The organism is Mycobacterium sp. PTI7 (genome assembly GCF_056679845.1).
In genome coordinates this window covers 2,047,266-2,069,745 of record NZ_CM155252.1, presented here as the reverse complement: position 1 = coordinate 2,069,745, position 22,480 = coordinate 2,047,266, and the positions used below count along the sequence as shown (strand labels likewise).

Below are 22,480 nucleotides of genomic sequence, written 5' to 3'. Positions count from 1 at the left end.
CTAGAACAGGTCCTTGTGCGGGACGTCGGTGACGAGACCGCCGTCGACGATGAACTCGGCGCCGGTCGAGAACGACGACTCGTTGCTGGCGAGGAACACGACGAACGTCGCCACCTCCTCGGACTGGCCGGGCCGGCCGAGCGGGGCGGTCACCATGTCGTCGGGGAAGTGCTTGGTCATCGGGGTCCGGATGAAGCCCGGGTGCAGCGAGTTGACCCGAATGTTGAACTTGCCCAACTCGATCGCGGCCGACTTCGACAGGCCGCGGACCGCCCACTTCGTGGCGACGTAGGGGTGCACCATCGGCGCGCCGCGCAGACCCTCGATCGACGACACGTTGATGATCGAGCCGCCGCCGGCCGTCTTCATCGCGCCCACCGCCGCCTGCATCCCGAGGAAGGTGCCGGTGAGGTTGACGTCGAGCACCTGCTGCCACTTCGTCATGTCGAACTTGCCGATCTGGCCCAGGGCGACGATGGCGGCGTTGTTGACCAGGACGTTCAGCGAACCGAACTCGTCGACGGCGGTCGCGACGGCGGCGTCCCACTGCTCGGCGTCGGTGACGTCGAGGTGGACGAACCGCGCGCTCTCACCGAGTTCGTCGGCGAGTGCCTTGCCCTCGTCGTCGAGGATGTCGCCGATCACCACCTTGCCGCCCTCGGCGACCAGCGCCCGCGCGTGCGCGGCTCCCATGCCCCTCGCGCCGCCGCTGATCAGTGCAACTTTGCCGTCCACGCGTCCCATGACGCGACAGGCTACCTCGTGCCGAAAACCAACTAGAACCTGTTCCAATTCGCGTGTCCAGCACGCATACTGCGTGGGCATTCGTCGGGAACGGCGGCCGGGAACCTCGGCCGGGAGGAGGAACGAGGATGGCGATCCGCGTCGCACTCGTCGGCACCGGGAACTGCGGCGGCCTCGCGCTGCGGCAACTCGTGGAGGACCAGCGCTTCGACCTGATCGGCGTCTGGGTGTCCAGTGCCGCCAAGGTCGGCAGGGACGCAGGTGAACTCGCCGGGCTCGACGTCACCACCGGTGTCGCCGCGACCGGCGACCTCGACGCGATCATCGCCGCGGCGCCGGACTGCGTCGTCTACTGCGCGATGGGCGACACCCGGCTCCCCGAGGCGATGTCCGACATCCGGCGTCTCCTGTCCGCGGGCATCGACGTGGTCGGCTCGGCGCCCGGCGTGCTGCAGTACCCGTGGGGCGTGGTCCCGGACAAGTACATCGGACGCGTGGAAGACGCTGCGCGCGAGGGTGATTCGACGGTATTCATCACCGGTGTCGACCCCGGCTTCGCGACCGACCTGCTCCCCTTCGCGCTCGCGGGCACCTGCCAGAGCATCAGCCAGATCCGCACGATGGAGATCGCCGACTACGCCACCTACGACGGCGCGACCGTCATGTTCGACGTCATGGGCTTCGGCAACCAGATCGGCGACTTCCCGATCCTGTTCCAGCCGGGCGTGCTCAGCATCGCATGGGGCACGGCCATCCGGCAGTTGGCCGCGGGCCTGGGTGTCGAACTCGACGAGATCAGGGATTCGGTGGAGCAGGAACCCGCTCCCGAGGACATCGACGTCGCGGTCGGCCGGATCGCGAAGGGCACGGTGGCCGCCCTGCGGTTCCAGATCGAGGGTCTCGTCGCCGGCGAACCGGTGATCGTCGTGGAGCACGTCACCCGGCTGCGGGGCGATCTGCGGCCCGACTGGGCACAGCCCGCGCAGGAGGGCGGGTCCTACCGCGTCGAGATCACCGGCGAGCCGTCGTACGTCATGGACGTCTGCCCGACGAGCCGCAACGGGGACCACAACTACGCCGCGATCCTGGCGGCGGCGGGCCGCATCGTCAACGCGATCCCGGACGTGGTGGCCGCGGCGCCCGGCATCCGCACCACGCTCGACATGCCGTTGGTGACGGGGCGGGGCCTGGTGCGCTAGACGTCAGGAGGCGTCGCGGCGGTCCACGTTGGACCACTCCAGCCGAACGTGGGTGCCCGAGTCGGAGGCGTCGATCGTGGCGCTGTCCGCCAGCGCCTCCATCAGCGGGATCCCCCGGCCGCGGCTGAGCTGGCTGGGCGAGTCCGGGCTGCGCCAGTGGCCGCGGTCGGCCACGACCACCGAGATGGTCGAACGCGACGGGTCATGGGCGGCGCGCACGTCCATCGTGCCGATGTGCTCGGCGCCCACGTAGGCGAACTCGGCGCAGTTGGCCAGGGCTTCGTTGATGGCGAGGACGAGGTCGCTGGACCGGGTGGCGTCCAGGCGGAAGAACAGCCGGAGCCACTCCGCGAACTCGTCGCGGATCCGCCCGGCGGTGGCGGCGTCGGCGACCACTCCGATGCGCTCGAAGCGTTCGGCATCGGCAACGTCGGTGGTAGGCATTGAATCGATCATCGCAGGTGATGGTTACCCGGTCGATCCCCCCGATAAGCGCTCGGGCGTCTCGAGTTGGTCTCAGGCGTTGAGCGCGGCGAGTGCCTCGTCGAGGGTGGCGTACAGCGGCACGATGTCGGCGATGCCGACCAGCTTCAGCGGACGGCTCGTCGCGGGTCCCTCGGCGACGAGGAAGAACGTCGTCGCGTCGTCCTTCTCCTCGTGCGCGGCGACGATGACGCCCATGCCCGCCGAGGCGAGGAACTCGACCGCGGTGAGGTCCACGACCAGGCCGCTGGGCTTCTTGCCCATCGCGGTGCGGATGGCCTCTTCGAGCTGTGGCGCGGTCAGCATGTCGACCACCCCGGACGGCGCCACCACGGCGACCTCCCCGATCTGCCGCTCGCTGACCTCACACGCCGATGACGAGGAGGCCGCGTTGGCGGCTGATGCTTCGCGATTTTCGTCCAAGGCCCATCTTCCCTGTTCGGCCGCATCGCTGGCTGCGAATCGGCGGTACTTCCATACTCGCGAGGCTGCAGACTGAACCCGGCAAGAACGAAACTGCTCTGGTCGAACCTAGCGGATGGACGTGACGTCGTGGTTATCGGCTGCCGTCTGCGGCGGCGTTCGGCGGGCAACGATGCTCAAATGGGTGGGGTGACACACACCCCGGCGGCGCGCCGCCCGACGAGCACCCCGTGAGCGCGGCGGCGGCGACCCCCGCCACCTCGGACGACCAACTGGCGGCGATCGCCGCCAGCCCGCGCGACGCCGGGATCGGCGCCTTCTTCGATCTCGACGGCACGCTGGTGTCCGGCTTCACCGCAACCGCCCACGCCGGCCATCGCATCCGTCGCCGCCAGGCCCGGGTGGGCGAGGTGCTCGGCGTGGTGGAGGCGTCGGTGCGCTACCGGCTGGGCCGGATGGAGTTCGAGCGGCTCATCGTCAAGGCCGCGGGCTACCTGCGCGGCGATTCGCTCGCCGATCTCGACGGTCTGGGCGAGTACCTGTTCCGCCGCCACATCGAGACGCGGGTGTTCGAGACCATGCGGCGCATCGTCGCGGCCCACCAGGAACGCGGTCACACCGTCGCGCTGAGTTCGTCGGCGCTGACCATCCACGCCGAGCCGGTCGCCCGGTTCCTGGGCGTCGACACCGTGATCTGCAACCACTTCGAGGTGGACGACGGCGGCACCCTCACCGGCGGGATCGTCGAACCCATCGTGTGGGGTGCGGGCAAGGCCGCGGCGGTCGGCCGGTTCAGTGCGTCGCACGGCGTCGCGCTGGAGCGCAGCTACTTCTACGCCGACGGTGACGAGGACATCCCGCTGATGCGGGCCGTCGGCATGCCGCGGCCGGTGAATCCGCGCGCACGCCTCGCCGCCGAGGCCAGGCGCGAGGGCTGGCCGGTGCTGCTGCTCACCGACCCGAATCGGCCTGGGTGGTCGACGAGGTTGCCGCGCCGGACTGCCCGTCGATGATCGCGCGCACCGTGCGCCGGCACCGTCCGCACTCGGAACCGGCGCCGCACGCCGTCGCCACCTGGTTCGTCGTGCGCGCGCCGGCGAGGACGGCGGTGATCACCGCCTGACTCGTCACGCCGACGCACAGGCACACGTACATCAGACGGTGCCCGTCGGGTCGGGCTCCCCGATCCGCAGCATCTGGCGCAACCTGCCCACGAAGACCGGCGGATAGGCGCCGATGCCGGCGCGGCCGAGCCACTCCGACGACAGGTCCGAGTCGCGCAGCCAGTGCCGGGCGTGGCCCTCCTCGTCGATCTGGAACAGCATCATGACCTCGCGCGGATCGTCGAAGGCGCTGAAGATCGACATCTTGCGGATGCCCGAGGCGCGTAGGTCGGGCAGCGTGTCGTGGACGTGCAGGATCAGGTTGGTGACGTCCTCCACGGGGGTGACGACGGCGACCAGGACCTCGGGTGCGGTGGGGTCGGTCTCGCCGACGAGGTCGAGGCGTTCCATCAGTTCGCCCGCGAACACCGCGGGGATGTCGTCGACGCCCACCGCGTCGAACCAGTCGAAGAACACCCGCGACCGCAGGAGTTCGATGACCGTCTCGCGGGTGTGGATCGCGATCATCACCATCACGCGGCCCGGGTCCGTCGTCGAGGTGTAGACGAGGACGTGGTGCGCGCCCATGTCGGCGAGGGCGTCCTGGCGCCGTTCGAGCAGCGGCAGGACCTTCTCGGGTTCCGGGATGCGGTAGTCGGAGGCGAGGACGAGCGAATGGTTGAGCCAGTGCGTCACGATCTGCTGCCCCTTCGGCGACACGATCACGTGTGTCAACGCGATTCTCGATGACGGTAATGGGATTCTCGGCCGCTGTCGACGGCGAATCCCGCGGAATTGGGTGGCCCCATCGGCCGACGGGGACCCCTGCGGGTAGTAAACTAGAACACGTTCCAGTTCGTTCTTCTCCGCTCACGCCCCTCAAGGAGCTGGCATGCATACTCCCCTCTGCGATCAACTCGGCATCGAATTTCCGATCTTCGCCTTCACACACTGCCGTGACGTGGTGGTCGCCGTCAGCAAGGCGGGCGGATTCGGCGTGCTCGGCGCGGTGGGCTTCACGCCCGAACAGCTGGAGATCGAGCTGAACTGGATCGACGAGCACATCGGCGACCACACCTACGGCGTCGACATCGTCATCCCCAACAAGTACGAGGGCATGGACTCGAACCTGTCGGCCGACGAGCTCACGAAGATGCTCGTCGACATGGTGCCGCAGGAGCACCTCGACTTCGCCAAGAAGATCCTCACCGACCACGGCGTCCCGCTGACCGCGGAGGACAACGAGAGCACGCTGCAGCTGCTGGGCTGGACCGAGGCCACCGCCACCCCGCAGGTCGAGGTGGCGCTCAAGCACCCGAAGATGACGCTGATCGCCAACGCGCTCGGCACCCCGCCGCGGGACATGATCGAACACATCCACGCGGAGGGCCGCAAGGTCGCCGCGCTGTGCGGGTCGCCGTCGCAGGCGCGCAAGCACGCCGACGCCGGAGTCGACATCATCATCGCCCAGGGCGGCGAGGCCGGCGGGCACAGCGGTGAGGTCGGCTCGATCGTGCTGTGGCCGCAGGTGGTCAAGGAGGTCGCGCCCGTTCCCGTGCTCGCCGCGGGTGGCATCGGCAGCGGCCAGCAGATCGCGGCGGCACTCGCGCTCGGCGCGCAGGGCGCCTGGACCGGGTCGCAGTGGCTGATGGTCGAGGAGGCCGAGAACACGCCGGTGCAGCAGGCCGCCTACGTCAAGGCCGGCAGCCGCGACACCGTGCGCAGCCGCTCGTTCACCGGCAAGCCCGCGCGCATGCTGCGCAACGACTGGACCGAGGCGTGGGAGAGCCCGGACAACCCGAAGCCGCTGGGCATGCCGCTGCAGTTCATGGTGTCGGGGATCGCGGTGTCCGCCACCAACAAATACCCCAACGAGAGCGTGGACGTGGCGTTCAACCCGGTCGGTCAGGTCGTGGGTCAGTTCGAGAAGGTCGAGAAGACCTCCGTCGTGATCGAGCGGTGGGTGCAGGAGTACCTCGAGGCCACCGGCACGCTCAATGCGCTGAACGAGGCGGCGTCGGTCTAGCCCCCTGTTTGGCCGACGCATCGGTGGGTAGCCGCCGACGCGTGTCGTCGAAGGGTTCCGGAGCGAACCGCAGCGGGTGCCTGACGTCCTTCGTCATCGCCAGCCGCGACCGGTCACCGGAGCTGGTCGCCGTCGTCGGACGGCTGCTCCGGGAGTCCTCGTGCCCGATCATCGTCGTGGACAACGGGTCTCGGGACGACTCGGTGGCCGCCCTGAGCGTCCTCGCGGCACGGTCACCGGACCGCCTCGTGGTGATCCCGCTGGCCGAGAACCTCGGCGCCGTGGGACGCAACGTCGGGGTGGCTGCGGCGGACACCCCCTACGTCGCGTTCTGCGACGACGATTCGTGGTGGGCGCCCGACGCCACCGCCCGCGCCGAGGAGATCTTCGCCCGGCACCCGACGGTGGCGTTGCTTGCGGCGCGCACGGTGGTGCTGCCCAGCGGCCGGGTCGACGAGCTGTCCGACCTGCTGGCCGGCAGCGCGCTCGGCCACGATCCCGCACTGCCCGGGCCGTCGATCCTCGGCTTCCTCGCGTGTTCGTCGATCGTCCGCAAGGACGCGTTCGAGGCCGTCGGCGGGTTCAGCCGCATCCTGCACTTTCGTGGCGAGGAGGGGCTGCTCGCGCTCGACCTCGCCGCGGCCGGATGGGACCTGTGCTTCTCCCCCGACCTGGTGGCCTACCACCAGCCGTCGTCGGTCCGTCCGCCCGACGCGGCGCAGCGGGCCCGCAGCCTCCGCAACGACGTCCTGACCACCTGGCTCCGGCGACCGCCGGGCGAGTGCGTACGTGCGGCCGGTCGACTGGCCCGCGCCGCCGCACGCGACGAGGAGCACGGCAAGGCGCTGGCCGAGGCGCTGCGGCTGCTGCCCAGCGTGTGGCGCGGACGGCGACGGCTCCCCCGCGACGTCGAGCGATCCCTGGCGGTCCTCGCCGCCGGGTGACGGGGGCCTTATCGTCTCGCCCCGTTCGCCTCCTTGCCCCGCTGAGAGCCGCGTTGAGACTGCGTCCAGGGCTGCTCTCCGCGCGGATTCACGACCCTCTGCGCAGTCTCGGGGGTGGACGTTCTGGCTGCTATCGGAATGCGGGCATCAGGGTCGTGGATTCGCCGGCTTGCCCGTCGAGATAGCGCTCAGGCGGTGGAAGTGCGAGTGGCCGTGGCCGAGGGTGCTATCTCGACGTCGACATGACGAAGCCCCCTCCCCCCGGGGATGGTTCAGGGGAGGGGACTTCGGGTTCGGGGGGATATCAGGCCAGGTCGGCGCCGGTGAGGTGGGCGATGTGGGCGGGCCCGTGGTTGCCGTGCCAGCCGGGGGTGGCGGTCGGTGCGGGGTGGGCGTGCACCTGCGGGGCGTAGGAGTAGCCGGGGCCGGTGGGCTCCTGGCCGCCGGGGCCGGCGGTGGCGTTGGCGGCGCCGGCCAGTCCGAGGGCGACCCCGCCGAGGATGGCGGCCGAGGCGATGGGCAGTGCGGCCAGGCGCAGGATGGTGGTCATGTCGATTCCTTCTGTCGGAGAGTCTGTTTGGCGTTCGGAGCCGGTGTGTTCCGGCGATGACTCAACTATGTCGCGGCGGGCGGCCGTGGTCTGTCCGGCGACCGGTGGATGGACCGGAGGAATCCGGGGTCCACCGATCGGGGGACCTCGGCCGGCGAAGAGGGCTTCCGTCTCGGCAGGCGCTATGTATGATGCTCTACATAACGCCTCGAGAAGGAGGGACCGGGTGGTCAGCCCACGCGAACGAATGGTCATCTCCACTGCGCTCCTGATCCGCGAACGCGGTGCGCACGCGACGGCGATCTCCGACGTCCTCGAGCACAGTGGCGCGCCGCGCGGTTCGGCCTACCACTACTTCCCCGGTGGTCGCACGCAATTGCTCTGTGAGGCAGTCGATTACGCGGCCGACTTCACGGCATCGAGGATGGCGACGGCCGCCGACAGCGTCGAGGCCGTCGACGTCGTGTTCGGTGGCTTCCGCAGCCAGCTGCTCGCGACCGACTACCGCGCCGGCTGCCCGGTGGTGGCCGTCGCGGTCGAAGCGGACAACCAGCCGGTGCTCGACCGGGCGGCCGCGGCGTTCGCCCGCTGGACCGACCTGATCCGCGAGCGACTCGAATCCGACGGCGTACCGGCCGCGCAGGCCGAGGAGATCGCGATGCTGGCCATGGCGTCCATCGAGGGCGCACTCGTCGTCGCGCGGACGGCGCGGGACGTCACGCCGCTCGACCTCGTCCACCGTCAACTGCGCGCGATCGTCGCCGCAGCCACCCAGCTCGACGACCACGGGAGCACGCCATGACCACTAACCTCGCCGCCGAGTGGCAACCCACCGCGTGCATCCTCTGCGAGTGCAACTGCGGAATCGTGGTGCAGACCCACGATCGCACCATCGCCAAGATCCGCGGCGACAAGGCCCATCCCGCGTCGCAGGGGTACACGTGCAACAAGGCGCTGCGGCTCGACCACTACCAGAACGACCGCAACCGGCTGACGTCCCCGCTGCGCCGTCGGCCCGACGGCAGCTACGAGGAGATCGACTGGGACACCGCGATCGAGGAGATCGCTGCCGGTTTCGCGCGCATCCGCGACGCGCACGGTGGCGACAAGGTCTTCTACTACGGCGGCGGCGGTCAGGGCAACCATCTCGGCGGCGCCTACAGCGGTGCGTTCCTCAAGGCGATCGGGTCACGTTACCGCTCGAATGCGTTGGCGCAGGAGAAGACCGGTGAGCACCTCGTCGACCGGCACATGTACGGCGGTCACACGCGCGGCGAGTTCGAGCACGCCGAGGTGTCGGTGTTCGTGGGCAAGAACCCGTGGATGTCGCAGAGCTTCCCACGCGCCCGCGTGGTCCTCAACGAGATCGCCAAGGACCCCGGACGCTCGATGATCGTCATCGACCCCGTCCTGACCGACACCGCCGCGCTCGCCGACTTCCACCTCCGCGTCCGCCCCGGCACCGACGCCTGGTGTCTGGCGGCGCTGGCCGCGGTGCTGGTGACCGAGAACCTCTGCGACGAGGCGTTCCTCGCCGAGCACGTCACCGGCGTCGACGACGTCCGCGAGGTGCTGCGCGACGTGCCGATCGACGAGTTCGCCGAGCGATGCGGCGTGGACGCGGAACTGATCCGGGCCGCGGCGCGCAGGATCGGCGCGGCCGAGAGCGTATCGGTGTTCGAGGATCTCGGCATCCAGCAGGCGCCGAACAGCACGCTGTGCTCCTACCTCAACAAGCTGCTGTGGATCCTCACCGGGAACTTCGCGAGATCCGGTACGCAACACCTGCACTCGATGTTCGCGCCGCTCTTCAGCACGAGCGGCGTGGGACGCACACCGGTGACCGGGGCGCCCATCATCGCGGGCCTGGTGCCGAGCAACGTCGTACCCCAGGAGATCCTCACCGACCACCCGGACCGGATTCGCGGCATGATCGTCGAGAGCAGCAACCCCGCCCACTCGGTGGCCGACTCGGCCGCCGTGGGCGAGGCTCTCGCCGCCCTGGAACTGCTGGTCGTCATCGACGTCGCGATGACCGAGACCGCGCGGCTGGCCCACTACGTGCTTCCCGCGGCCAGCCAGTTCGAGAAGCCCGAGGCGACGTTCTTCAACCTCGAGTTCCCGCACAACACCTTTCACCTGCGGCACGCACTGTTCGAGCCGCTGCAGGGGACGCTGCCGGAACCGGAGATCTGGGCGCGGTTGGTGCGCGCGCTCGACGTCGTCGACGAGGAGGACCTGCGCCCGCTGCGGCTCGCGGCGACGCGGGGACTCGACGCGTACGCGGAGGCGTTCCTCGTCGCGGTGAGCGCCAACCCCGCGCTCGGCCGGGTCCTGCCGTTCGTGCTGTACGACACGCTGGGCCCCGCACTCCCCGACGGGTTGGCGGGAGCGGCCGCGCTGTGGGGTCTGGCGCAGAAGGCGGCGATGACCTACCCCGAGGCCGTGCGGCGGGCCGGGCACTCCGACGGCAACGCACTCTTCGAGGCGATCCTCGCCGGCCGCTCGGGCGTGACCTTCTCCGAGCACGAGTACGGCGACGACGTCGACCTGATCACCCACGAGGACAAGCGGATTCGGGTGGCGATGCCCGAGATGCTGGCCGACGTCCGCGCGCTGCGCGACGACACCCCGCCACTGACGAGCGAGGAGTTCCCGATCGTGCTGTCCGCGGGCGAGCGACGCGCGTACACGGCCAACGACATCCTGCGCGACCCGTCGTGGCGCAAGCGCGACGTCGACGGCGCCCTGCGGATCAGCGTGGCGGACGCCGCGGCGCTCGGTCTGGTCGACGGCGGCCGCGCGCGGATCACCACCGCGGCGGGATCCGCCGAGGCGACCGTCGAGATCAGTGACGTGATGCTGGCCGGGCACGTCTCGCTACCCAACGGGTACGGCGTGGACCACGTCGACGCCGAGGGGCGGTCGCACACGCCGGGGGTCGCGCCGAACGCGCTGACGTCGACCGGGTGGCGCGACTCCTACGCCGGCACGCCGTGGCACAAGCACGTCCCGGCGCGCGTCGAGGCGCTGCCCGCGGTCTGACCGGCGGGCGGTCCGCTACGGAGTGGGCAGCGGCGCCGGCGGCGGAACGGGCGCCACGGGTGCCGGTGGCGGTACGGGAACTCCCGGTGCCGGCGGAGCGGCGAGCTGCGGCGAGTTGGCGGGGGTGAGCGGGACGTTCGGACCCGCGGCCTGCGTCGGGTACGGCGTGTTCATGCCGCGCTGCGCGAGGCCCATGATGAGCGCTTCCTTGCCACTGATCTCGTTGCTCTGGACGGCCTGCCACAGATCCCTGAGGTAGCTCGTGTTGGGCCCTTCGCGGTCCTGCGTCGCGGGATCCATGGTGGATCCCGGCGGCAGCGCATCGGGACTGGCGAGGTGCGGCTTGCCCTCGGCGGGAGCGGGCCCGGCCAGGGCGGCGGCGTCACCGGCGCCGGGTGCCGGTGCGCCGGGAGCCGGCGGGACGAGCGGGTCGGCGGGCGCCGGAGCGGCAGGTCCGGGAATCGGTGCGGCGGCGGCCTGCACGGGCGCGGCGGCCGGGCCGGGCGCCGGCACCGCGGGCCCCACGACGGGCGCGGGCGGCGGGGCCGGGACGGCGGGCTCGGCCGACGCGGGTGCCGCGAGGCAGATCGCGGCGATCAGACCGGACGCACCGCAGAGTGCGGTGGTCAGAAACCTTCGTGTGTCGTCAACCATCACGGTGGCCTCTCGGGAGGTGTTACGGCAGGGTCGAATGTTACCGGTGCTCGCTATGTGTCTTCCACCTTCGGACGAGATTCGTTACACCGGTCCCCCCGGATGGGTCTCGGAGCCGCCACCGGGTCCGACGAGAACACGTGTCACTCGGGACTTTCGTCAACCTGCCGCGACGCCTGCGAACTGTGGTGTAGCAATGCCATAGGCCACTAGACCACCTCGTGTGAGGAGCGTTCGCATGCCGGACAGCGCGACCAGCCCCGACCTGCCCCCCGGTTTCGACTTCACCGACCCGGACATCTATGCGCACCGGTTGCCCGTCGAGGAACTGGCCGAGATGCGCAAGGTCGCACCCATCTGGTGGAACGCCCAACCGGACGGCGTGGGTGGGTTCGGCGACGGCGGCTACTGGGTGGTGACCAAGCACCGCGACGTCAAGGAGGTGTCGCGGCGCAGCGACGTCTTTTCGAGCCTGCAGAAGACCGCGCTGCCCCGCTACAAGGACGGCACGGTCGACTCCCAGATCGAGACGGGCAAGTTCGTGCTGCTCAACATGGACGCCCCGCACCACACCCACCTGCGCAAGATCGTCTCCCGGGCATTCACTCCGCGTGCGATCGAGCGGTTGCGTGCCGACCTCGCCGAACGGGCCCACGAGATCGCGGACAAGGCCCTCGCCGAGGGCACGGGCGACTTCGTCGAGCAGGTGTCCTGCGAGTTGCCCCTGCAGGCCATCGCCGGCCTGATGGGCGTGCCGCAGGAGGACCGGATGAAGCTCTTCCACTGGTCCAACCAGATGGTCGGCGACATGGACCCCGAGTTCGCGAACAACGACGCGATCAGCGCGTCGGTGGAACTGATCACCTACGGCATGCAGCTGGCCGCCGAACGCGCCGACAGTCCCGGCGAGGACCTCGTCACCAAGCTCGTCCAGGCCGACGTCGAGGGGCACAGGCTCAGCGACGACGAGCTCGGCTTCTTCGTGATCCTGCTGGCCGTCGCAGGCAACGAGACCACCCGCAACTCCATCACCCAGGGGATGATGGCCTTCACCGACTTCCCCGACCAGTGGGAGCTGTTCAAGCGGGAGCGGCCGGCGACCACCGCCGACGAGATCGTCCGGTGGGCGACGCCGGTGACGTCGTTCCAGCGCACCGCGCTCGAGGACACCGAACTCGCGGGCGTCTCGATCGCGAAGGGCCAGCGCGTGGTGATGATGTACCGCTCCGCGAACTTCGACGAGGAGGTCTTCGACGACCCGTTCTCGTTCGACATCACGCGCGACCCCAACCCGCACGTGGGTTTCGGCGGCACCGGCGCGCACTACTGCATCGGCACCAACCTGGCTCGCATGACCATCGACCTGATGTTCAACGCGATCGCGGATGCCATGCCCGACATCACCTCGCTGGCCGCACCGGAACGGTTGCGGTCGGGTTGGCTCAACGGCATCAAGCACTGGCAGGTCGACTACACCGGCGGCGTCACGAAGGCGGCGACGCACTGACCTTCGGCGCGGACGGGTAGTCGAGGATGGACCGCCAATAGTCCTCGGGAATCTCCTGATTCGACCTCAGCACCAGGGCGAGGCCCGTGGCCATGGCCAGACCGAGGAGTCCGAGCCACAGGCCGGCCAGCGCGATCGCCACCCACAGCGCGGCGGTGAGCACCGGCCACGGTGACACCACCGCGAGCGCCGGGGCGAAGAAGAAGCCCAGCCCGACGTACCACGACGAGCCCGCGCGGTCCGAGGTCAGCACGAAGCGCAGCCAGCGGGGAATCGGCGGGACGTTCGGCAGGGTCGTCATCGTCTCTCCTCGGGTGGCGCGGCTCCGGCACCATCAGCGTCGCGCGCAGAGGTAGCCGGCACAATTACCCGCGAGGTAGTGGAGTGCGGTAATCGAGTGCGCCACACTGGCGTCGTGACCGTGGCCTCCCCCGCCCAGTTCGGCCCGCTGATGCGGCAGTGGCGTCGGCGTCGCCGCATCAGTCAGCTCGACCTCGCGCTCGAGGCCGACGTCTCCGCACGGCACGTCAGCTTCATCGAGACGGGGCGGTCGGTGCCCAGCCGGGCCATGGTGCTCCGGCTCGCCGAGGCGCTCGACGTGCCGCTGCGCGAACGCAATCAGCTCCTGCTCGCCGCGGGGCTCGCACCCGCGTACGTCGAACGGACGCTGGACGATCCGGACATGACGGCCGTGCGCGACGGCATCCGGCGGGTGCTGGCGGCCTACGAGCCGTACCCGTGCCTGGCGGTGGACCGGGGATGGCGGATCGTCGCGGCGAACACCGGTGCGACGGTGCTGATGTCCGGCGTGGCGGACCATCTGCTGCAGGCGCCGAACGCGCTGCGGCTGTCGCTGCATCCGGACGGTCTGGCACCCAGGATCCGCAACCTGGCCCAGTGGCGGCACCACGTGATCGCGCGTCTGCGCCGCGAGGTGGGTGCGGGCGGCGCGCCGGACCTGGCCGGCCTGCTGGCCGAGATCGAGGCCTACCCCGGCGGGTCCGAGGAGGTTCAGGACCTCGGTGGCGTGGTGGTGCCCCTGGAGATCGCCGGCCCCGACGGCGCCGTGCTGACGTTCCTCAGCACGGTCACGACGTTCGGGACGGCGCTCGACCTGACCGCCGCGGAGTTGAGCATCGAGGCGTTCCTGCCCGCCGACGAGGCGACGGCGCAGGCGCTGCGTTCGACGGCCTGACCGCTACGCCTGGACGATGATCGGATCGCCGACGCTGACCATGTCGTAGTACCAGGCCGCGTTGTCGGCGCTGAGGTTGATGCACCCGTGGCTGACGTTCGAATTGCCCTGCGCGCCGGTCGACCACGGTGCGCCGTGCACGTAGACGCCGCCCCAGGTGACGCGTACGGCGTCGTACACCGTGAGCTTGTAGCCCTCGGGGTCACTGAGGGGGATGCCGATGGTCCGGGAGTCCATGACGACGACGTTCTCCTTGCCCAGGGCAGTGAAGGAGCCGATCGGGGTGGGGAACTTCGACTTGCCCATGGACGCCGGCATCTCGCGCTGGGTCACGCCGTCGACGCTGACCGTGAAGGTGTGGGCGTTCACGTCGGCGACGCCGAGGACCGCGGCACCGGTCCGGAAGCTGGTCTTGGCGCCCCCTACGGACAGCGCGATGGTGGAGTGCGCGGGCCAGTACGACGTCGGCGTCCACTGCAGGACGTCGTCGCCGAGCCAGGCGAACTCGCCGGCCGGGGCGTCCGCGGAGGTGACGCGGACGCTCTGCTCGGCCGCGGCGCGGTCGGCCACCGGCCCGGCGTAGGTGACCGTCAGCGGATGGGCGACGCCGACGACGTCACCGGGAGCGGGTGACACCTTCGACACCGGCGTGGACGTCGGCACGGTCGCCGTCCCCGCACTGCCGAGGGCACTCGACGTCGTCACGAGCAGCACGGCCATACCGGTTGCTGCGAGTACGCGTCGCACGGAGTTGCGCAAGGTCAGTCCTTAGAGTCGAGGGTCGTCTCCATGGTAGATCGGCGCCGAGGCGCTAAGTGTTAGCCGAGCGTCCGCGCGCCAGCGCCAGCAGCAGGTAGCCGAGCGCCAGGAACCCACCGATCAGCAACGCCGCGTTCGCCAGCACCGTCAGACCGCCGACGCTGGACGGGTCGAGGAAGTAGTACGGCGCCCGTCTGCCGAGGCCGTTGAGCACGATCAGCGCCACCGCGCCGTAGACGGCCGGGTAGGCGAGCCAGGCGATCGGCTGCCACCAGCGCACCGCGCCCGCGCCGCGGCCGACGACGAGCCAGTCGACGACCGCGAGCACCGGGACCACGACGTGCAGCAGGAAGTTCGCCGGGGTGTAGCCCATGCTGCGCTCGGTCAGGAACAGGTTCCACACCAGTCCGGCGACCGCGACGTAGAGGACGACGGCGCCGCGCAGCCCGGTACGGGCGTCGGCCCTCGGCGACGCCAGCGTCCACGCGTAGTAGGCGGCCGCGAAGATGTTGGCCTGGTAGGTGAAGGTGATCAACCGCCACAGGACGCCCGACCTGGAGGTCAGTTCGACGAGCACCACGGCCAGGACCACCGCGAGCACGATCGCCAGACGGAGCGGAACGCGCAGCGCGTCACCGACGCCGCGGTCGGGCACTAATTGCCGATCCGGAGCTTGTCGCGGATACGGCCGAAGATGCCCGGCTTCTTGGTCTCGACCGGTGGGACGTAGGCGGGCGGGAGCGTCCCGGCGGCGGGCGGCACGTACGCGGGTGCCACCGGCGCGACGGGCGGCACGTAGGCCGGCGCATCGGCCACCGGAACCTGCTCGACGACCGGTGCCTCCGGCACGTACGCCGACTCCGGCAGCGGTGCCACGTCGGCGGGGGGCGCCTCGGGCAGCGGTGCGACGTCGGCGGGTGGCGCCTCGGGCAGCGGTGCGACGTCGACCGGCGGCGCCTCGGCGACCGGCGGCAGCGCAGCGGGCGACGGAGAGACCGCCACCGGCGGTGCGAGGACGGCGGGATTCGCCCGCGCGACCGCAGGCGCCCGGGGGACGTCGTCGGCGGCGGACGCGGGCCGGGCCGACGCCGCATCGTCGCGAGGGGTGAGCTGCAGGCTCAGCGCGACCGACACGGACACCACGAAGACGAGGACCCCGGCGACGAGCACGGTCGCGACGCCCGTCGACGCGCGGTCGCGGCGCCTGGCCGGTGCGGCGGTGGGCCGCGCGGCGAAGGCCGCGAACTCCCCCGCCGCCGGCGGTGCGCCGAGGTCGAGCGGGCCGTCGAGGCCCTGGGCGGATGCGAGCGCGGCGCCCCTGGCGAGCGCCAGCTGTGCCTCCTCGGGAGCGAACACCGGCACGCCGAGCGCATCCTCGAGGGGGCCGACGATGGTTTCGAAGCCGCCTGCCGAACCCACCAGCACCAGCGCCTCGGGCTGCCAGTCGGCCCGGGCGAAGACCGTGCTGAGCCAGCCGATCAGGCTCTCGTCGGAGTCGATGGCGTGGTTGAACGCGGTCTGCACGGCGCCGTTGCGGGTGTGCACGATCAGGGTGATCACTGTGTCCGGCTCGATGACGCAGACGGCGGTGGTGTCGTGGCCGATCACCGCGGCCATTCCGCGCGCCAGCGCCTCGGTGGCCGCCGGCATGCGGATGGGGACGACGTTGTCGAAACCGGACTCGGACAGCGACTTCATCAGCAGCGACGCCTCGGCGTCGGCGTCCTCGCTCCACGTCACCCCGATGGAGTGCAGTCGCAACCCGCGGGTGGCGGCCAACTCCTCGGTCCGTCGCACGGCCTCGGCGGCCTGCTGCGCCGAGGTGAAGGCGTCGTCGCGGACGTCGAACGCGCTGCCGTCCATCGTTGCACCGTCGGCGTCGGCGCCCTCGACCAGGACGAGGCCGACGGACGTGGGCGTCATCGACAACCCGAGAACCGCGTCCACATGAATCCCTTCGAACCCGCGCGGTGACCGCACCTGGCAGCGCCTCGTGGATCCGTGGACCCGGCGCCGCTGAGGCGCGCGGGGGATGCGCCTCGTCGGGGTTGGCCAACCTTTCGGGCCGACATTACCGAACGACGGGGCCACGGTCGCTCCGGGAGTGTCCGATCCACGCCCCAAGCCACGTTGACCGAAGTGTGACCTGTCGTTGACCGCGTCGGACGTCGACGAGGGTGATGATGTGATGACGATCACGTCGACCGGTCCGGTCGGGGTCGGGCGAAGGAGGGTCTCGTGACGATCTCGACGGTTCTCGACCTCGGCGGCGACGCCACCGGACGGCGCGCGACGACCGCGGCTGCCGACCAGCTCGCGCCGGGCGTCGTGTCGGTGCACGTGACGGGCATGGCACGCGCCGCGGCCTCGTGCTCGTGCGGCTGGTCCGGCGGCCGGCGCTTCCTGCGGGCGGCGGCCGAGCAGGACGCCTGGTTCCACGCGATGCACGACCGGTGCGAGGTGTCCTGCCCGCTCGTCACGCCGTGGTGACCCGGTCTCAGCCGGCGAGGATCTCCGCGAGGAGTGCGGGTTCGACGTTGCCACCGGACAGCACGATCACGGTGCGCCCCGGCGGCGTCGGCGCGCTTCGGTAGGCCGCGAGCGCCACCGCTCCGCTGGGCTCCGCGACGAGGTGGGCACGCAGGGCGAGTTCGCGGACCGCGGCGCGGATGTCGTTCTCCGACACCGTGATCAGACCGTCGAGGACGCTCCGGAGATGGGCGAACGTCAGGTCGGACGGTTGTGACCGCAGGCCGTCGGCGATGGTGCGGTTGCGATCCTGGATGGGCCAGTCGACCCGGTGGCCCACCCGCAGCGCCTCCGCGGTGTCGGCGGCGAGTTCGGGTTCGACGCCGATCACCTGGGCCGTGGGACACAGCGCCTTGATCGCGGTCCCGATCCCCGACGCCAGCCCGCCGCCGCTGACGGGCACCAGGACGGTGTCCACGTCGGGGAGGTCCTCGGCGATCTCGAGTCCGGCGGTGCCCTGCCCGGCGATGACGTCGACGTGGTCGAACGGCGGGATCAGCTCTCCACCGGTCTCGGCGACGAGTCCCGCGGCGACCCGCTCGCGCTCACCGGCACCGCACAGCACCACGGTCGCACCCCAGGCCCGGGTAGCGGCGACCTTGACGTTCGGGGTCTCCTCCGGCATCACGATGTGGGCGGTGATCCCCCAGCGGGACGCCGCATAGGCGACCGCCTGGGCGTGGTTTCCGCTGGAGTACGCGACGACGCCGCGGGCGCGGGTGGCGTCGTCGAGCGCCGCGATCGCGTTGAACGCGCCGCGCACCTTGAACGCGCCGATCGACTGCAGGCTCTCCGGCTTGATCCAGAGCGGACGGTCGGGGTCCGCCCACGGCGCGGGGACGAGCGGGGTGCGCAGCACCGACCCGCGGATCCTGTCGGCCGCGGCGCGGATGTCGTCGATGGTCACCTGCTGCACGGGACGAGCCTAGCGAGCGTTGCGGGGGCCGATCGGCGTCGCCGCGCTCCCGGCGGGCACAGTGGCGGACGTGAGTCAGCCGTTCTCCCTGCCGGTGGTGCCGCGCTACGCCGAGATCGACCAGCAGGGCGTCGTGTTCAACGGTCACTACCTGACGTGGTTCGACGAGGCGTCCACCGCGTACTTCGAGAACCTGGGCGTCTCCTTCGACGATCTGAACGCCGACCGGTACGACCTCAAGGTGCGCCACGCCGAGGTCGACTACCTGGCCTCGGTCCGCTGGCGCGACGAGGTGCGCGTCGCGGTGTGCTGCACGGCCATCGGGGCGACCAGCATCACGCTCGAGTTCGACGTGTGGCGCCGCGGTGCCGGTGACGGCGGACCCGAGGTCCGCGCCGTGACGGGTCGCAACGTCTACGTCGTGGTCTCGACCGAGGACTGGGCGAAGCGGCCCGTCCCGGAGGTGCTCCGGTCGGCGATCCCGTTGCCGCCCAGCGATTGACGCCAGGCACTACTGTCGGCACATGAGCCACGGGCACGACCACGGGCACGGTCCCCAGCGCGACCTGCCGCCGGGGATGGCCGAGCAACTGGACCTCCCCCACTCGGGTCTCGCCACGTTCGGCCACCGGCCGTTCCTCACCGAGACCAGCCAGCTCGACGCGTGGCAGCCCGACGTCGCGATCGTCGGCGCGCCGTTCGACGTGGGCACGACGAACCGCCCCGGAGCGCGGTTCGGGCCGCGGGCGATCCGCGCGACGGCCTACGAGCCCGGCACCTATCACATGGATCTCGGGCTCGAGATCTTCGACTGGCTGGAGGTCGTGGACTTCGGCGACGCGCACTGTCCGCACGGCCAGACCGAGGTGTCGCACGCCAACATCAGGGAGCGCGTGGCGGCGGTGGCATCGCGCGGCATCGTTCCGGTGGTGCTCGGCGGCGACCACTCGATCACGTGGCCGTCGGCGACGGCGGTGGCCGACGTGCACGGCTACGGCAACGTCGGCATCGTGCACTTCGACGCGCACGCCGACACCGCCGACATCATCGACGGCAACCTGGCCAGCCACGGCACGCCGATGCGCCGGCTCATCGAGTCGGGTGCGGTGCCGGGAACCCACTTCGTCCAGGTGGGTCTACGCGGCTACTGGCCGCCGCAGGACACGTTCGAGTGGATGCAGGAACAGGGCATGGTGTGGCACACCATGCAGGAGATCTGGGACCGCGGCGTCAAGGCCGTGATGGCCGACGCGGTCGGCGAGGCACTCGCGAAGGCCGACAAGCTGTATCTGTCCGTCGACATCGACGTGCTGGACCCCGCGCACGCCCCGGGGACGGGCACCCCCGAACCCGGTGGCATCACCAGCGCCGACCTGCTCCGGATGGTGCGGCAGCTCTGCTACGAGAACGACGTCGCGGGCGTGGACGTCGTCGAGGTGTCCCCCGCCTACGACCACGCCGAGCTGACCGTCAACGCCGCCCACCGGGTGGTGTTCGAGGCGCTCGCCGGGATGGCGGCCCGTCGGCGCGACGCCGCGGGCGGAAAGCCCGGTCCCCCGGCGTGGCCGGGGGCCTGACCGCGACGGGCCCGGTCAGCCCTTCCGCAGGGTGAACTGGGCGATGTCGGTGTAGCCCTCGTTGAACAGTTCGGCGCAACCGGTCAGGTAGCGCATGTACCGGTCGTAGACCTCTTCGGACTGGATGGCGATCGCCTCGTCACGGCGCGACTCCAGCGCGGCCGACCAGATCTCCAGCGTCCGTGCGTAGTGCAGACGCAGCGGCTGCACCCGGGCGACCTCGAAACCCGCTGCGGTGGCGTGCTTCTCGACGCCGGCCACCTGCGGCAGGTCACCGCCGGGGAAGATCTCGTCCATGATGAACTTGAAGAATCTGATCTTGTTCATCGTCAGCGGCAGGTTGCGCTCGGCGAACTCTTCGTTGCTGGGCTTGATGATGGTGTGCAGCAGCATCGTGCCGTCGGCGGGCAGCACCGAGTGCGCCATCGAGAAGAAGTCGTCGTAGCGCTTGCGGCCGAAGTGCTCGAAGGCGCCGATCGACACGATGCGGTCGACGGGCTCGTGGAACTGCTCCCACCCGGCGAGCAGGACGCGCTTGCTGCGCGGGCTGTCCGTCTGGTCGAGGACCTTCTGGACGTGCGCCTGCTGGTTGCGGCTCAGCGTCAGCCCGACGACGTTGACGTCGTACTTCTCCAGTGCGCGTTTCACCGTGGCGCCCCAGCCGCAGCCGATGTCGAGCAGCGTCATGCCGGGCTCGAGACCGAGCTTGCCCAGCGAGAGGTCGATCTTGGCGATCTGGGCCTCTTCGAGGGTCATGTCGTCGCGCTCGAAGTACGCGCAGCTGTAGGTCTGCGTCGGGTCGAGGAAGAGACGGAAGAAGTCGTCGGACAAGTCGTAGTGCGCCTGCACGTCTTCGAAGTGCGGCGTCAAGTCCGTGTTGTTGCTGGTCGTGTCTGGCAAGTCCATGGCCTTCGGCGTCGGTGTTCTCGTATTGCGTGCCGGGCTCCGCGCGGCTGGGGAGCCCTCCCCGTACGTCTCCGCAGTTTATGCACAGTACCGAATCCGGAAGTTCGGAACCAAACGCCCGTGCGGGGCGTGGTGGCGTCTCAGGGGGCCCCGCTCGCGGTCCGCCGGCGTGGGTCGAGGCCGCCACCCGACGACCGGTCGAGTTTGCTGGTCCGGGGTGGGTCAGTTCTCCCGGGGCACCAGTTCCGCGGCGAAGCGGTCGACGAACTCGTCGAGCGGCACGGGGCCCGCCGGCCGTACGACGAACTTGGAGATGCCGGCGGCCACGTACCGGTCGATGCGGCGGTGCAGTTCGGGCCAGCCGTCGGCGACGAGTTCGGTGGGGTCGACGTCCGGCCGCCGCCGGCGCACCGCCGCGGCCAGGCCGTCGTCCAGTCCGCCGTCGCTGATGGCCAGGTTGATCCCGTAGTGGTCGTCCTCGATCTCGCGACCGGCCTCGGCGGCCGCCGACCGGATCGCCTCCCGGGCCGCCCCCGCCTCGTCGGGGGTGAGGAAGCTGCCGAGCCAACCGTCGGCGTAACGGCCGATCCGGCGCAGACCCGCGGGCGCGGAGCCGCCCAGCCAGATGTCGAGTGGACGGGCGGGTCGCGGTTCGACCGCCGGGGTGCGCACCGTGAAGAACTCGCCGCTGAACGCGCCCCCGTCGCCGTCGAGCGCGGCCCGCAGCAGTCGGAGCGACTCGTCGAAGACGGCCGCGCGCTTGCCGTCGGGCACCACGAACACGTCGCGTTCGGCGGGTAGCGCCGAGCGCAACCCGAAGACGGGCAGCACCCGGCGCGGCGCGAGGGCGGCGAGCGAGGCCAGTTGCTTGGCGACCAGCACCGGGTGGCGTCCGGGCAGCACCACCACCGAGGTGCCGACCTTCAGCCGGGTGGTCCTGGCGAGCGCGTAGGCCATGCCGACGAACGGGTCGACCGCCGGGCTGTGAACCAGTTCGGAGAACCACAGCGAGTCGACGTCGAGCGCCTCGAGCCGGTCGACGAGCGCGGGCAGGGCATCGGGTGCGGTCTCGCCCGCCAGCCCGACGCCGAAGCGGATCTTCATCGCCGCAATTCTGCGCGCAGCTGGGTGAAGCGGAACAGACCGGGTCGGCCGGCGACCGGTTCGTAGGCGTCGACGAGGTCGGCGACGAACCGGTTGCGGTCCGCGGGTGCGAGGCGGTCGGTCCAGGCGGTGCAGCCGACCCCGCACCAGCGTTCGAAGTCCTCGCGGGAGCCGAAGTCCCATTCGCGATCGGTGACGGTCAGCCGCCGGACGGTGAACCCGGCACCGGCGGCGAGGTCGCCGAAACGGTCCGGCTCGGCGTGCACGAACGGAGCGGTGACGCCGTCGAACTCCCGCGCCCACCGCTGCCGGCGGCACACGTCCATCGCGGTCGCCTCGAGGCTGGGCCGCGGGCCGGCGCAGACCATCTGGACGGTGGCCCGGCCCGCGGGCTTCAGCACCGCCGCCATCCGTGCCAGCGCCTCGTCCTGCTGCGGCACCCAGTGCAGCGCGTTGAAGGACACCGCGACGTCGAAGCACGCCGCGAACGGCAACGACCGCGCGTCGCCGGCGACATAGGCCGCAGGCCGGGGGCCCACCGGGCCGGCGGCTGCGGCCGCGACCATCCGTGGGGAGGCGTCGACGCCGACGGCGATGCCCCCGCGGAGTCGATCGGCGATCAGCCGCGTGAGAAAGCCGTCGCCGCAGCCGATGTCGAGGACCCACTCCCCCGGATCGATCACCAGGTCGGCCAGCGCATCGGTGATCATCGCCCGCTGCAGGCCGCTCACCTCCGCGTAGTCGCGCCCGCTCCAGTCCACCACCCGGCCCAGTCAACGCCATCGGCGTCCCGCGCGCAGCGGAGGCCCGCTCACT

The 22,480-nt window shown here is 70.8% G+C and carries 26 protein-coding genes; 11 read left to right on the top strand and 15 right to left on the bottom strand.

All coding sequences use genetic code 11. The features are described from left to right. Positions 1 to 744: a glucose 1-dehydrogenase gene (locus AC1MEY_RS09990; protein WP_480230485.1), complete on the bottom strand. Its 744-nt coding sequence runs from the start codon at positions 742 to 744 to the stop codon at positions 1 to 3. A gap of 128 nt (positions 745 to 872) precedes the next feature. Here AC1MEY_RS09990 and AC1MEY_RS09985 point away from each other — a divergent pair, with 128 nt between their 5' ends. Further along, positions 873 to 1,943 carry an NAD(P)H-dependent amine dehydrogenase family protein gene (locus AC1MEY_RS09985; RefSeq protein ID WP_480230484.1) on the top strand — a complete coding sequence of 357 codons (1,071 nt, stop codon included), beginning with the start codon at positions 873 to 875 and terminating at the stop codon, positions 1,941 to 1,943. 3 nt (positions 1,944 to 1,946) lie between these two features. Here the strand turns inward: AC1MEY_RS09985 and AC1MEY_RS09980 are convergent, their stop codons facing one another. Both AC1MEY_RS09980 and AC1MEY_RS09975 read right to left on the bottom strand, forming a co-directional pair. Further along, positions 1,947 to 2,399, bottom strand: a complete 453-nt coding sequence (locus tag AC1MEY_RS09980) for an ATP-binding protein (RefSeq protein ID WP_480230483.1) — start codon at positions 2,397 to 2,399, stop codon at positions 1,947 to 1,949. Positions 2,400 to 2,459: 60 nt separating this feature from the next. After that, positions 2,460 to 2,849: an STAS domain-containing protein gene (locus AC1MEY_RS09975; protein ID WP_480230482.1), complete on the bottom strand. Its 390-nt coding sequence runs from the start codon at positions 2,847 to 2,849 to the stop codon at positions 2,460 to 2,462. A 230-nt stretch (positions 2,850 to 3,079) separates the two neighbouring features. On the opposite strand from AC1MEY_RS09975, the gene AC1MEY_RS09970 reads away from it, so the two are divergent. Then, complete coding sequence (locus tag AC1MEY_RS09970) at positions 3,080 to 3,862, top strand: HAD-IB family hydrolase (protein WP_480230481.1); 783 nt, start codon at positions 3,080 to 3,082, stop codon at positions 3,860 to 3,862. Here the strand turns inward: AC1MEY_RS09970 and AC1MEY_RS09965 are convergent. Together AC1MEY_RS09965 and AC1MEY_RS09960 are read right to left on the bottom strand one after the other, a co-directional pair. Next, entirely contained in the window at positions 3,801 to 4,004 is a 204-nt protein-coding gene (locus AC1MEY_RS09965) for a (2Fe-2S)-binding protein (protein ID WP_480230480.1), read from the bottom strand. The genes AC1MEY_RS09970 and AC1MEY_RS09965 overlap by 62 nt on opposite strands. Next, entirely contained in the window at positions 4,004 to 4,678 is a 675-nt protein-coding gene (locus AC1MEY_RS09960; protein ID WP_480230479.1) for a fatty-acid--CoA ligase, read from the bottom strand. The genes AC1MEY_RS09965 and AC1MEY_RS09960 overlap by 1 nt, the downstream gene beginning before the upstream one ends. Before the next feature lie 166 nt (positions 4,679 to 4,844). Between AC1MEY_RS09960 and AC1MEY_RS09955 the strand changes: the two genes are divergently transcribed. Continuing rightward, complete coding sequence (locus AC1MEY_RS09955; protein ID WP_480230478.1) at positions 4,845 to 5,978, top strand: nitronate monooxygenase; 1,134 nt, start codon at positions 4,845 to 4,847, stop codon at positions 5,976 to 5,978. A 41-nt stretch (positions 5,979 to 6,019) separates the two neighbouring features. After that, a complete protein-coding gene (locus tag AC1MEY_RS09950) occupies positions 6,020 to 6,922 on the top strand; it encodes a glycosyltransferase family 2 protein (RefSeq protein ID WP_480230477.1) in 903 nt (300 codons plus the stop codon). Between the two features lie 304 nt (positions 6,923 to 7,226). On the opposite strand, the gene AC1MEY_RS09945 is transcribed toward AC1MEY_RS09950, so the two are convergent. Then, a complete protein-coding gene (locus tag AC1MEY_RS09945; RefSeq protein ID WP_480227430.1) occupies positions 7,227 to 7,472 on the bottom strand; it encodes a hypothetical protein in 246 nt (81 codons plus the stop codon). A gap of 226 nt (positions 7,473 to 7,698) precedes the next feature. Here AC1MEY_RS09945 and AC1MEY_RS09940 point away from each other — a divergent pair, with 226 nt between their 5' ends. Together AC1MEY_RS09940 and AC1MEY_RS09935 are read left to right on the top strand one after the other, a co-directional pair. Next, positions 7,699 to 8,274 (top strand): TetR/AcrR family transcriptional regulator, encoded by a 576-nt coding sequence (locus tag AC1MEY_RS09940; RefSeq protein ID WP_480230476.1) that lies wholly within the window; start codon positions 7,699 to 7,701, stop codon positions 8,272 to 8,274. Beyond that, complete coding sequence (locus AC1MEY_RS09935) at positions 8,271 to 10,517, top strand: molybdopterin-dependent oxidoreductase (protein ID WP_480230475.1); 2,247 nt, start codon at positions 8,271 to 8,273, stop codon at positions 10,515 to 10,517. Before AC1MEY_RS09940 ends, AC1MEY_RS09935 begins: the two co-directional genes overlap by 4 nt. A gap of 15 nt (positions 10,518 to 10,532) precedes the next feature. On the opposite strand, the gene AC1MEY_RS09930 is transcribed toward AC1MEY_RS09935, so the two are convergent. Then, positions 10,533 to 11,171, bottom strand: a complete 639-nt coding sequence (locus AC1MEY_RS09930) for a hypothetical protein (protein WP_480230474.1) — start codon at positions 11,169 to 11,171, stop codon at positions 10,533 to 10,535. Between the two features lie 238 nt (positions 11,172 to 11,409). Here AC1MEY_RS09930 and AC1MEY_RS09925 point away from each other — a divergent pair, with 238 nt between their 5' ends. Next, positions 11,410 to 12,678 carry a cytochrome P450 gene (locus AC1MEY_RS09925; protein ID WP_480230473.1) on the top strand — a complete coding sequence of 423 codons (1,269 nt, stop codon included), beginning with the start codon at positions 11,410 to 11,412 and terminating at the stop codon, positions 12,676 to 12,678. On the opposite strand, the gene AC1MEY_RS09920 is transcribed toward AC1MEY_RS09925, so the two are convergent. Beyond that, positions 12,656 to 12,979 carry a hypothetical protein gene (locus tag AC1MEY_RS09920; RefSeq protein ID WP_480230472.1) on the bottom strand — a complete coding sequence of 108 codons (324 nt, stop codon included), beginning with the start codon at positions 12,977 to 12,979 and terminating at the stop codon, positions 12,656 to 12,658. The genes AC1MEY_RS09925 and AC1MEY_RS09920 overlap by 23 nt on opposite strands. Before the next feature lie 150 nt (positions 12,980 to 13,129). Between AC1MEY_RS09920 and AC1MEY_RS09915 the strand changes: the two genes are divergently transcribed. Next, positions 13,130 to 13,873 carry an MmyB family transcriptional regulator gene (locus AC1MEY_RS09915; protein ID WP_480231400.1) on the top strand — a complete coding sequence of 248 codons (744 nt, stop codon included), beginning with the start codon at positions 13,130 to 13,132 and terminating at the stop codon, positions 13,871 to 13,873. 3 nt (positions 13,874 to 13,876) lie between these two features. Here AC1MEY_RS09915 and AC1MEY_RS09910 read toward each other — a convergent pair whose 3' ends face one another. From AC1MEY_RS09910 to AC1MEY_RS09900, 3 genes are all read right to left on the bottom strand, one after another. Continuing rightward, entirely contained in the window at positions 13,877 to 14,593 is a 717-nt protein-coding gene (locus AC1MEY_RS09910) for a L,D-transpeptidase (protein ID WP_480230471.1), read from the bottom strand. A 91-nt stretch (positions 14,594 to 14,684) separates the two neighbouring features. Continuing rightward, positions 14,685 to 15,287 (bottom strand): Pr6Pr family membrane protein, encoded by a 603-nt coding sequence (locus AC1MEY_RS09905; RefSeq protein ID WP_480230470.1) that lies wholly within the window; start codon positions 15,285 to 15,287, stop codon positions 14,685 to 14,687. Next, positions 15,287 to 16,555: a DUF7159 family protein gene (locus AC1MEY_RS09900; protein ID WP_480230469.1), complete on the bottom strand. Its 1,269-nt coding sequence runs from the start codon at positions 16,553 to 16,555 to the stop codon at positions 15,287 to 15,289. The genes AC1MEY_RS09905 and AC1MEY_RS09900 overlap by 1 nt, the downstream gene beginning before the upstream one ends. A 315-nt stretch (positions 16,556 to 16,870) precedes the next feature. On the opposite strand from AC1MEY_RS09900, the gene AC1MEY_RS09895 reads away from it, so the two are divergent. After that, a complete protein-coding gene (locus AC1MEY_RS09895) occupies positions 16,871 to 17,122 on the top strand; it encodes a hypothetical protein (RefSeq protein WP_480230468.1) in 252 nt (83 codons plus the stop codon). 7 nt (positions 17,123 to 17,129) lie between these two features. Here AC1MEY_RS09895 and AC1MEY_RS09890 read toward each other — a convergent pair whose 3' ends face one another. After that, positions 17,130 to 18,077, bottom strand: a complete 948-nt coding sequence (locus AC1MEY_RS09890; protein ID WP_480230467.1) for a threonine ammonia-lyase — start codon at positions 18,075 to 18,077, stop codon at positions 17,130 to 17,132. Between the two features lie 70 nt (positions 18,078 to 18,147). Here AC1MEY_RS09890 and AC1MEY_RS09885 point away from each other — a divergent pair, with 70 nt between their 5' ends. Both AC1MEY_RS09885 and speB read left to right on the top strand, forming a co-directional pair. After that, positions 18,148 to 18,579 carry an acyl-CoA thioesterase gene (locus tag AC1MEY_RS09885; RefSeq protein ID WP_480230466.1) on the top strand — a complete coding sequence of 144 codons (432 nt, stop codon included), beginning with the start codon at positions 18,148 to 18,150 and terminating at the stop codon, positions 18,577 to 18,579. A 76-nt stretch (positions 18,580 to 18,655) separates the two neighbouring features. After that, positions 18,656 to 19,654, top strand: coding sequence for an agmatinase (gene speB / locus AC1MEY_RS09880; protein ID WP_480231399.1), 999 nt, complete (start codon positions 18,656 to 18,658; stop codon positions 19,652 to 19,654). 15 nt (positions 19,655 to 19,669) lie between these two features. Here the strand turns inward: speB and AC1MEY_RS09875 are convergent, their stop codons facing one another. The 3 genes from AC1MEY_RS09875 to AC1MEY_RS09865 form a co-directional block, all read right to left on the bottom strand. Further along, positions 19,670 to 20,554 carry a cyclopropane mycolic acid synthase family methyltransferase gene (locus AC1MEY_RS09875; protein ID WP_480230465.1) on the bottom strand — a complete coding sequence of 295 codons (885 nt, stop codon included), beginning with the start codon at positions 20,552 to 20,554 and terminating at the stop codon, positions 19,670 to 19,672. A 228-nt stretch (positions 20,555 to 20,782) separates the two neighbouring features. After that, entirely contained in the window at positions 20,783 to 21,664 is an 882-nt protein-coding gene (locus AC1MEY_RS09870; RefSeq protein WP_480230464.1) for a TIGR03854 family LLM class F420-dependent oxidoreductase, read from the bottom strand. Continuing rightward, on the bottom strand, positions 21,661 to 22,428 hold the full coding sequence (locus AC1MEY_RS09865; protein WP_480230463.1) for a class I SAM-dependent methyltransferase: 768 nt from the start codon (positions 22,426 to 22,428) through the stop codon (positions 21,661 to 21,663). Before AC1MEY_RS09865 ends, AC1MEY_RS09870 begins: the two co-directional genes overlap by 4 nt. Positions 22,429 to 22,480 lie beyond the last annotated feature (52 nt).

Bases quoted from the DNA above. Each gene is read 5' to 3' on its own strand.
- AC1MEY_RS09990 (WP_480230485.1), bottom strand. From the start codon at position 744: ATGGGACGCGTGGACGGCAAAGTTGCACTGATCAGCGGCGGCGCGAGG.
- speB (WP_480231399.1), top strand. From the start codon at position 18,656: ATGGCCGAGCAACTGGACCTCCCCCACTCGGGTCTCGCCACGTTCGGC.
- AC1MEY_RS09965 (WP_480230480.1), bottom strand. From the start codon at position 4,004: ATGTACGTGTGCCTGTGCGTCGGCGTGACGAGTCAGGCGGTGATCACC.
- AC1MEY_RS09925 (WP_480230473.1), top strand. From the start codon at position 11,410: ATGCCGGACAGCGCGACCAGCCCCGACCTGCCCCCCGGTTTCGACTTC.
- AC1MEY_RS09910 (WP_480230471.1), bottom strand. From the start codon at position 14,593: ATGGCCGTGCTGCTCGTGACGACGTCGAGTGCCCTCGGCAGTGCGGGG.
- AC1MEY_RS09945 (WP_480227430.1), bottom strand. From the start codon at position 7,472: ATGACCACCATCCTGCGCCTGGCCGCACTGCCCATCGCCTCGGCCGCC.
- AC1MEY_RS09900 (WP_480230469.1), bottom strand. From the start codon at position 16,555: ATGACGCCCACGTCCGTCGGCCTCGTCCTGGTCGAGGGCGCCGACGCC.
- AC1MEY_RS09985 (WP_480230484.1), top strand. From the start codon at position 873: ATGGCGATCCGCGTCGCACTCGTCGGCACCGGGAACTGCGGCGGCCTC.
- AC1MEY_RS09955 (WP_480230478.1), top strand. From the start codon at position 4,845: ATGCATACTCCCCTCTGCGATCAACTCGGCATCGAATTTCCGATCTTC.
- AC1MEY_RS09980 (WP_480230483.1), bottom strand. From the start codon at position 2,399: ATGATCGATTCAATGCCTACCACCGACGTTGCCGATGCCGAACGCTTC.
- AC1MEY_RS09920 (WP_480230472.1), bottom strand. From the start codon at position 12,979: ATGACGACCCTGCCGAACGTCCCGCCGATTCCCCGCTGGCTGCGCTTC.
- AC1MEY_RS09870 (WP_480230464.1), bottom strand. From the start codon at position 21,664: ATGAAGATCCGCTTCGGCGTCGGGCTGGCGGGCGAGACCGCACCCGAT.
- AC1MEY_RS09930 (WP_480230474.1), bottom strand. From the start codon at position 11,171: ATGGTTGACGACACACGAAGGTTTCTGACCACCGCACTCTGCGGTGCG.
- AC1MEY_RS09915 (WP_480231400.1), top strand. From the start codon at position 13,130: ATGCGGCAGTGGCGTCGGCGTCGCCGCATCAGTCAGCTCGACCTCGCG.
- AC1MEY_RS09935 (WP_480230475.1), top strand. From the start codon at position 8,271: ATGACCACTAACCTCGCCGCCGAGTGGCAACCCACCGCGTGCATCCTC.